This window comes from Streptomyces virginiae, from assembly GCF_000720455.1.
GTDB classification, from domain to species: Bacteria; Actinomycetota; Actinomycetes; order Streptomycetales; family Streptomycetaceae; genus Streptomyces; species Streptomyces virginiae.
Genome location: NZ_JOAK01000001.1, coordinates 652,695 through 660,201 on the forward strand (window position 1 = coordinate 652,695; position 7,507 = coordinate 660,201).

General features: G+C 72.8%; 7 protein-coding genes. 5 read left to right on the forward strand and 2 right to left on the reverse strand.

What is annotated here, in order from left to right:
* Positions 1–88 precede the first annotated feature (88 nt).
* A complete protein-coding gene (locus tag IG86_RS0103020) occupies positions 89–2,233 on the reverse strand; it encodes a serine/threonine-protein kinase (protein WP_051784926.1) in 2,145 nt (714 codons plus the stop codon).
* Between the two features lie 106 nt (positions 2,234–2,339).
* On the opposite strand from IG86_RS0103020, the gene IG86_RS0103025 reads away from it, so the two are divergent.
* From IG86_RS0103025 to proC, 5 genes are all read left to right on the forward strand, one after another.
* The gene (locus tag IG86_RS0103025) at positions 2,340–2,642 is read left to right on the forward strand and encodes an SH3 domain-containing protein (protein ID WP_030817613.1); all 303 of its coding nucleotides are present in this window, start codon (positions 2,340–2,342) and stop codon (positions 2,640–2,642) included.
* Positions 2,643–2,718: 76 nt separating this feature from the next.
* Positions 2,719–3,279 (forward strand): hypothetical protein, encoded by a 561-nt coding sequence (locus IG86_RS0103030; RefSeq protein ID WP_030894420.1) that lies wholly within the window; start codon positions 2,719–2,721, stop codon positions 3,277–3,279.
* 49 nt (positions 3,280–3,328) lie between these two features.
* Positions 3,329–4,129 carry an ABC transporter ATP-binding protein gene (locus IG86_RS0103035; RefSeq protein ID WP_030817615.1) on the forward strand — a complete coding sequence of 267 codons (801 nt, stop codon included), beginning with the start codon at positions 3,329–3,331 and terminating at the stop codon, positions 4,127–4,129.
* Positions 4,126–4,863 carry an ABC transporter permease gene (locus IG86_RS0103040; protein WP_030817616.1) on the forward strand — a complete coding sequence of 246 codons (738 nt, stop codon included), beginning with the start codon at positions 4,126–4,128 and terminating at the stop codon, positions 4,861–4,863. The genes IG86_RS0103035 and IG86_RS0103040 overlap by 4 nt, the downstream gene beginning before the upstream one ends.
* A 112-nt stretch (positions 4,864–4,975) precedes the next feature.
* A complete protein-coding gene (proC, locus tag IG86_RS0103045; RefSeq protein WP_030817617.1) occupies positions 4,976–5,785 on the forward strand; it encodes a pyrroline-5-carboxylate reductase in 810 nt (269 codons plus the stop codon).
* Between the two features lie 54 nt (positions 5,786–5,839).
* On the opposite strand, the gene trpS is transcribed toward proC, so the two are convergent.
* Positions 5,840–6,838 carry a tryptophan--tRNA ligase gene (gene trpS, locus IG86_RS0103050; protein WP_030817618.1) on the reverse strand — a complete coding sequence of 333 codons (999 nt, stop codon included), beginning with the start codon at positions 6,836–6,838 and terminating at the stop codon, positions 5,840–5,842.
* Positions 6,839–7,507: the final 669 nt, after the last annotated feature.

Genomic DNA, 7,507 nt, shown 5'->3' on the forward strand with positions numbered 1-7,507 from the left:
CGGGGGCGCCCGCGTTTCACCCCGGATCGGCCGCGTTCACCACGGGGTCGGCGCGCCCGCGTTCACCACGGGGTCGGCGCGCCCGCGTTCACCACCGGGCCGGATCGCCCGCGTCCACCGCGAACACCGAGCCGTCGGGCGCGCCCGCGAACACCCGACCGCCACCGGCCACCGGCGCGGGCAGCGTCGACGCGTAGGTGGCCTTGCCGTCGGCCATCCGCGGCCTGGTCTGGCCCGCCGGGCGTCCGTCGGCGGCGTCGACGGCCAGCAGCCGGCCGTCCGGCGCCGTCAGGAGGACCCGGCCGCCGGCGACCACCGGGCGCGAGGCCACCGTCACGCCCGTCTCCAGCCGCCACCGCTCCTTGTCGGCCCCGACGGCGACCAGCGCGCCGGAGGTCCCGAACAGGTACGTGACCCCGTCCCGGTCCACCGCCGCCTCCGCGTCGAACAGCGGTGCCGTGAGCCGCACCCGCTGCGCCGTCTGCACCACGAGATCGGTGCGCACGACGGCGGTGGTCCGCCCGGCCGCGTCGACGTCCATCAGGTACAGGCCGCCGGGTGCCGCCCCCACCGGCCGCAGCCGCCCCGCCGTACGGAACTGCCGGGTGACGGCCCCGGTCGCCGGATCGACCGCGGCGAGCTGCGTGGAACCGCTGGCGTCGGGCGTCGCCACGTACAGTTCGGGCGCGCCGCCGCCCTCCGGCCCGCCGCCGGTCCACCAGACGGAGCCGACCCCGCCGATCTGCTGGGTCCAGCGCGTCGTCCCGGCGGCCGCGTCGAGCGCGGTGACGTTGCCGTTCGTGCCCACCAGCAGCACCTGCGCGCCCGCGGCCACCGTCTGCGAACCGGCGGGGAGCCTGTGCCGCCAGCGCTCGGCCCCGGTGGCCGGGTCCAGCGCCTGGAGCGTCTCGCTGCCCGGCACCACGACGAGGACCCGGCCGCCGGCGTGCAGGGGAGCGCCCGCGGTCGTCGTCCCCTTCGCGGGGGCGGGCGCGGGCGCCTCCAGCCTCCACACCGCGCTGCCGTCCGCGGGGTTGAGTCTGGCCGCGGCGAGGCCCGGTCCGGCGCAGTAGAGGGCCTCCGCCTGCCAGGAGCAGGCACCGATCCGGCTGCCCGTACCGGGCTTGCCCAGCGGGACCGACCAGGGGGTGAAGGCCTTCGCCGGCGCCGGATCCGCCTTCCCGGCGATCTGGGCGGGCGAGGACCCGGCGGCCGTCCCGTAGCGCAGGTACCCGCCCACGGCGCCGCCCACGAGCAGCAGCCCGACCCCGGCAGCGACGGCGACCCGCGCCCGCCGCCGGCGCGGGACCCGCGGCTCCGGCCCGGCGGGGACCACCTCCCTGCGGTGGGTGAGCAGCTCGGCCCCGTCGGGCGGGCGCGGCCGGGGGATGAATGCCTGGGTGTCCTCGGCGGTCGGGTACGCGACCGCCCGCATCTCGGCGATCAGCTCCGCGGCGGTGGGCCGCTCCTGCGGATCCTTGGCCAGGCACCGTTCGACGAGCGGTACGAGTTGCCGCGGCAGCCCGGTCAGATCGGGCTCGCTGTGCACCACCTGGTACGCCACCAGGTAGTGGCTGTCGGAGTCGAAGGGCCCGCGGCCCGTCGCCGCGTGCACGAGCACCGCCCCCAGCGCGAAGACGTCCGCGGCAGTCCCCACGTCGCGGGGCCGCTGGAACTGCTCGGGCGCCATGAACGGCGGCGTCCCGATCAGCTTCCCGGTCTCGGTCCGCAGATCGCTGTCCGCCGGCCGCGAGATCCCGAAGTCGATGACGCGCACCCCGTCGGGCGCCATGAGCACGTTGCTCGGCTTGAGGTCCCGGTGCACCACGCCCGCCCGGTGGATGTCCCGCAGCGCCTCCGCCAGGCCGGCGGCGAGCCGGGCCAGCTCGGTACGGTCCAGCACCCGCTCCCGTACCCGCTCGGCGAGCGTCGGAGCGTCGATGAACAGGGTGGCCATCCAAGGCCGTTCGGCATCGGGGTCGGCGTCGACGACGGGTGCGGTGAACGCCCCGCTCACCCTGCGCGCGGCCGCGACCTCCTGCCGGAAGCGGGCCCGGAACTCCGGGTCCACCGCGTGCTCGGCGTGCACGATCTTGACGGCGAGTTTCAGCCCCGAGCCGGACGTGGCGAGGTGGACGACGCCCATCCCTCCGGAGCCGAGCACCGATTCGAGCCGGTACTGCCCGGCGTACTCCGGAAAGCCCGCGTAGTCGTCCGCCCGCAGCGAATGCACCGCTCACCACCCCCGCCGGAGCCTAGTCGATGACCCGTACGCAACTCCAAGGTCCTGCTACCCTGCGCGAGTTGCGCACGGCAACGCCCATGGGGGGAGATTTCGCATGTCGGTGGAGAACGATTCGAGCCAAGTCCAGAGCGTGGCTTCCGGCTCCGGCTACCCGTCCTACCCGGTGGCTCCCGGCTACCGGGTGAACGTCCGCAGCGGACCCGGCACGAACTATTCGGTGATCGACGTCCTGCCGCTCGGCGCGACCGTCACGCTGCGCTGCCAGACCGAGGGCACCACGGTCTCCGGCCCGTACGGCACGACCGACATCTGGGACTGCGTCGGCAACGGCCGGTTCGTCTCCGACGCGTACGTGCGGACCGGCAGCGACGGCTTCGTGGTCACGCACTGCGGCTGACCGCGCGGCTCGTACGACCCGTCTGACACGTGAGACACACCCGGCCCGACCGGCCCGGCGGGGGATAATCGCTGCTGTGAGCGACGACCAGCGAGACCAGACCCCCGCCGAGCCGGCCGCCCCGGCCCGTGCCGCTGCCTCGGCCGCGTCCGAGCCGGTGGTCCCCGCCGGCCCGCAGCCCGAGCCGATCCGGTACTTCGGCACCACCTGGGTGAACCACGAGAGCGGCTACGGCCTGCGCCGCGCCGCCATCGCCGTCGGTTCCCTGGTCACGGCCACCGCCGCCGCCGTCCTGCTCCGCCTCTCCTACGAGGGCCTGGAGATCGGCAACGTCGGCCCCTTCCTCAGCATCTCCGTCGTCGTCCTCTTCGCGATCGCCAGCTCCATCGCCTTCATCAAGACCTGGGACTCCTACAACCGGCGCCCGGCCCCGTCCTCCGACGAGGCGGCCCTCAAGGGCCTCAAGACGATCGGTTTCATCGGCTCCCTCATCGCCTACTCCCTGCGCTGCCTGGTCGAGGCCCCCGGCGAGAAGGTCCGCCGCGCCGAGTACGAGCGCGCCCTCGCCGACTACGAGCGCCGCCGCAGCACCCGTACGGGGAACCCGGCCGCCCGCCGCCCCAAGCGCAAGAAGTAGTTCACCCGGTGATTGACGCCCCGGCACCGCCAGGAGCATTATTCATCACATGATGAATAAGCAGGCCGGTGAAGAACCGGCCGCCGCCGTGCACGCCCACGGCCTCACCGTCCGCCGCGGCACCGGCCGCACCCCGCGCACCGTCATCGACGACATCGCCTTCGACGTCCCCCGCGGCCGCATCACCGGCCTCCTCGGCCCCTCCGGCTGCGGCAAATCCACCCTCCTGCGCGCCATCGTCGGCACCCAGGCCCACGTCACCGGCACCCTCGACGTCCTCGGCCGCCCCGCCGGCCACCCCGACCTCCGCTCCCGCATCGGCTACGTCACCCAGGCGCCCTCCGTCTACGACGACCTCACCGTCCGCCAGAACCTCGACTACTTCGCCGCGATCCTCGACCCCGGCCGCGCCGCCGCCATCCGCCGCGCCGACGCCGTGGACCGCGCCATCACCGACGTCGACCTCACCAGTCGCGCGGGCGCCCTCGCCGGCAACCTCTCCGGCGGCCAGCGCAGCCGCGTCTCCCTCGCCGTGGCCCTGCTCGGCACCCCCGAGCTGCTGGTCCTCGACGAGCCCACCGTCGGACTCGACCCCGTCCTGCGCCGCGACCTGTGGAACCTCTTCCACGACATCGCCGCGACCCGCGGCGCCACGATCCTCGTCTCCTCCCACGTCATGGACGAAGCCGAGCGCTGCCACGACCTGCTCCTCATGCGCGAAGGCCGCATCCTCGCCCAGGACACCCCCGACGCCCTGCGCACCCGCACCCACTCCGCCACCGTCGAAGAGGGCTTCCTCCGCCTCGTCGACGAGGCCCGCGCCCTCCCCGCCCAGGAGCAGACCCGATGAACGCCGCCCGCACCGCCGCCACCGCCGCCCGCGTCCTGCGCCAGCTCCGCCACGACCCGCGCTCCATCGCCCTGATGCTCCTGGTGCCCGTCCTGATGCTCACCCTGCTGCGCTTCGTCTTCGACGGCAGCCCCCGCACCTTCGACAGCATCGGCGCGTCACTCCTCGGGATCTTCCCCCTCATCACCATGTTCCTGGTGACCTCCATCGCCACCCTGCGCGAACGCACCTCCGGAACCCTCGAACGCCTCCTCGCCATGCCCCTGGGCAAGGGCGACCTCATCGCCGGCTACGCCCTCGCCTTCGGCGCCGTCGCCGTCGTCCAGTCCCTCCTCGCCACCGGCCTCGCCCTCTGGGTCCTCGGCCTCGACGTCGTCGGCTCCCCCTGGCTGCTCCTGCTCGTCGCCCTCCTCGACGCCCTCCTCGGCACCGCCCTCGGCCTCTTCGTCTCCGCCTTCGCGGCCTCCGAATTCCAGGCCGTCCAGTTCATGCCGGCGGTGATCTTCCCCCAGCTGCTCCTCTGCGGCCTCTTCGCGGCCCGCGCCACCATGCACCCCGTACTCGAAGGCATCTCCGACGCCCTGCCCATGTCCTACGCCGTCGACGGCATGACCCAGGTCCTCACCCACACCGACATGACCGCCGACTTCGTCCGCGACGCCGTGATCGTCGCCGCCTGCGCCCTGCTCGTCCTCGCCCTCGGCGCCGCCACCCTCCGCCGCCGCACCCCCTGACCGCACTGCGGACACCGCGACCCCGCTGCGCACCCGGGTGCAAGGATGAGGACGCGTACGCGTACGGCTGCGCAGCCCAGGCGGAAGAACAGTTCGGCGAGGTGAATCGGGCATGACCCAGACAGTCGCAGTCCTCGGTACCGGCAAGATCGGCGAGGCCCTGCTCAGCGGAATGATCCGCGGCGGCTGGCCCGCCTCCAAGCTCCTCGTCACCGCGCGCCGCAGCGACCGCGCCGAGGAGCTCCGCACCCGCTACGGCGTCGAGGCCGTCTCCAACGCCGAGGCCGCCAAGCGCGCCGACACCCTGATCCTCACCGTCAAACCCCAGGACATGGCCAAGCTCCTCGACGAGCTCGCCCCGCACGTCCCCGCAGGCCGGCTGGTCATCAGCGGCGCCGCCGGCGTCCCCACCTCCTTCTTCGAGGAGCGCCTCAGCCCCGGCACCCCCGTCGTGCGCGTCATGACGAACACCCCCGCCCTCGTCGACGAGGCCATGTCCGTCATCTCCGCCGGCAGCCACGCCACGGCCGAGCACCTCGCCCACACCGAGGAGATCTTCGGCAGCGTCGGCAAGACCCTGCGCGTCCCCGAGTCCCAGCAGGACGCGGCCACCGCCCTCTCCGGCTCCGGACCCGCGTACTTCTACTTCCTCGTCGAAGCCATGACCGACGCCGGCATCCTCCTCGGCCTGCCCCGCGCCCAGGCCCACGACCTCATCGTCCAGGCCGCCATCGGCGCAGCGGTGATGCTCCGCGACAGCGGCGAACACCCCGTCAAGCTCCGCGAGGCCGTCACCTCCCCCGCCGGCACGACCATCAACGCGATCGTGGAGCTGGAGAAGCACGGCGTACGCGCCGCCCTGATCGCCGCCCTCGAAGCCGCCCGCGACCGCAGCCGCGAGCTCGCCTCAGGCAACAGCTGAACCACCGGTACGGGCCCCCGCCGCGGCGGAGGCCCGTACCCGTCGCCCGCCCGGCTACGGCGCGAGCAGCCCGATCGCCTCGTACGCCCGGTCCACCACGGGCCGCGCCAGCTCCCTGGCCCGCCCCGCGCCCTCCCGCAACGCCTTGTCCACCTGCGCCGGATCGGCCGCCAGCTCCGCGTGCCGCTCCTGCAACGGCCGCAGCAGCTCGACCACCGCGTCGGCCACGTCCCGCTTCAGCGCCCCGTACCCGTCGTACCCGTCGGCGAGCGCCACCGGATCACCGCCGGTGCACGCCGCCAGGACGTCCAGCAGGTTCGCCACCCCCGGCCGCGCCTCCCGGTCGTAGACCACCGCACCGTCCCCGCTGTCGGTGACGGCCCGCATCACCTTCTTGCGCACCACCCCGGGCTCGTCGAGCAGATAGACGATCCCCGAACCGTTCGCGTGCGACTTCCCCATCTTCGACGTCGGATCCTGCAGGTCCATGACCCGCGCCGCCACCGACGGAAGAGTCGCCTTCGGAATGGTGAAGGTGTGCCCGTAGCGCTGGTTGAAGCGCACCGCCAGGTCCCGGGTCAGCTCGACGTGCTGCCGCTGGTCCTCACCGACCGGTACCTCGGCGGCCCCGTACGCCAGGATGTCCGCGGCCATCAGCACCGGATAGGTGAGCAGGCTGAGCCGCACGCCCTCGCCGGACGCCTGTGCCTTCGCCGCCTTCTCCTTGTACTGGATCATCCGCCGCAGCTCCCCGTCGGTCGCCGTGCACTCCAGCAGGTAGGCGAGCCGGGTGTGCTCGTCGACGTGGCTCTGTACGAAGAGGGTGCACCGCTGGGGCTCCAGCCCGGCGGCCATCAGCAGCGTCGCGGCCTGCCGGCTCAGCCTCCGTACCCGCGCCGGTTCGTGCTCGACGGTCAGCGCGTGCAGGTCGACGACGCAGAACAGGGCGTCGTCCGGTTCCTGGTCGGCCGCGACCCACTGCCGTACCGCACCCAGGTAGTTCCCCAGGGTCATGTGACCGGTCGGCTTGATCCCGCTGAAGATCCTCGTCATGTCCTGCTCTCCCTGTGCCTGTGCGTGAGTGGTGTCGGGTCACCGTGTCGGGCGGCCGGGCCACTCCCGGGAGGGAGAAAACAGAACGGCCGCCGGGGGCGGCGGCCGTGAGCGCATGCGTGCTCGCGTGGAGGGTCGGCCGCCGTCAGGCGGCCCACCAGCGAAGGCTGAGCGTGAGCGCATGCGTAGTCATGGGAGTCAGCGTAGACCTCCGGGGATGAGGACGGGGCGAGTTTCGCCCGCACCGCGTGGCGGCGGCCACCAGGGGGTTGACACGGGTGTACCCGGTCCGTAAGGTTCTTCGAGTTGTCCGACGTGAGCGCCGACCCCGGTCGGTCCCCGGACAACCATTCCGCACTACACATTCGAACGAACGACGCACTTTGTCGTCTCGTTTTCATGCGTATTTGCGAATGAGGAATCCGCGTCCGAGGACGCCGCCGCCGATTAGGTTCGGAGGCGAGGAATCCGCTACTGTCTCACTCGCCGCGAGGGCCCAACAGCCCGCGCAGCACAACCCGCTGACCGGGAGTCAGGCCCGAAAGGATCTGATAGAGTCGGAATCGCCGAAAAGGGAAACGCGAAAGCGAAAACCTGGAAAGCGCCGAGGAAGTCGGACACGAAAGAGTCTGATAGAGTCGGAAACGCAAGACAGCAGAACGAAAGCCC

Bases quoted from the DNA above. Each gene is read 5' to 3' on its own strand.
- IG86_RS0103025 (WP_030817613.1), top strand. From the start codon at position 2,340: ATGTCGGTGGAGAACGATTCGAGCCAAGTCCAGAGCGTGGCTTCCGGC.
- IG86_RS0103035 (WP_030817615.1), top strand. From the start codon at position 3,329: ATGATGAATAAGCAGGCCGGTGAAGAACCGGCCGCCGCCGTGCACGCC.
- IG86_RS0103040 (WP_030817616.1), top strand. From the start codon at position 4,126: ATGAACGCCGCCCGCACCGCCGCCACCGCCGCCCGCGTCCTGCGCCAG.
- proC (WP_030817617.1), top strand. From the start codon at position 4,976: ATGACCCAGACAGTCGCAGTCCTCGGTACCGGCAAGATCGGCGAGGCC.
- trpS (WP_030817618.1), bottom strand. From the start codon at position 6,838: ATGACGAGGATCTTCAGCGGGATCAAGCCGACCGGTCACATGACCCTG.